This window comes from Burkholderia sp. GW821-FHT14F03 (genome assembly GCF_058803765.1).
On the sequence record NZ_JBXAPG010000136.1, the window covers coordinates 1 to 806 of the forward strand.

Consider the following 806-nt stretch of genomic DNA (forward strand, 5'->3'; position numbering starts at 1 on the left):
CGGCAGCTGGGGCTCGTCAATGGCGCGCTGCAGGCGGGCCAGGTGCTGCCCGCGCAGTACGACGCGTTCTCGCGGCTCAAGGAAACCGCCGCGCGGCAGCCCGAGCCGGTGCGGGGCATCATGCTCGACCTGATCGGCAGCGGCAGCACGATGACGACCCGCGAATCGGGCGCGCTGCTCAATCGCGGCGCGGCGGGCGCGACCTCGACGGTGTGCAGCGCCGGCTTCACGAGCCGCTATCCGTTCCGGCGCAACGCGCAGGTCGACGCGGGCGTCGCGGATTTCGAACGCCTGTTCAGCGCCCAGGGCCTGATGGCGTCTTACTTCCGCGACCATCTGGCGGCCTATGTCGATACGTCGAGCACGCCGTGGAAGGCGCTGCGCTCGAACGGCGGCAATCTCGGTCTGGTGAGCCCGGGCGTGCTGTCGTCCTACGAGACGGCCGATCGCATTCGCGGCGTGACGCTCGATGAATCCGGCCATCTGCGCGTGTCGACCGTGCTGCGCTTCCTCGACATGGATTCGCAGATCTCGGAAGCGCAGCTGATCGTGGGCGGGCAGACGCTGCGCTACGCGCATGGGATGACGTCGCCGCAGCGCATCGACTGGAGCGGGCAAGGCACCAAGCTGGCGATCCAGCTTCAACTCAAATCGGTCGACGGTCGGTTGAGCACGCTTCAGTTCGACGGACCCTGGGCGCTGTTCCGCTTCTTCGACGCGGGACAGGCGGCGGGCGGGACGGCCGACCGTCGCGAACGGCTGTATCAGACGGACATCGGGACCGTCCGGCTGGAGTGGCAGGCGCT

The 806-nt window shown here is 68.7% G+C and carries 1 protein-coding gene; it reads left to right on the forward strand.

The annotated features are described in order from the left end of the window. Nucleotides 1-806, forward strand: an 806-nt coding sequence (locus AC1RQF_RS33380; protein WP_492874400.1) for a type VI secretion IcmF C-terminal domain-containing protein, incomplete at both ends; no start/stop codon positions are given.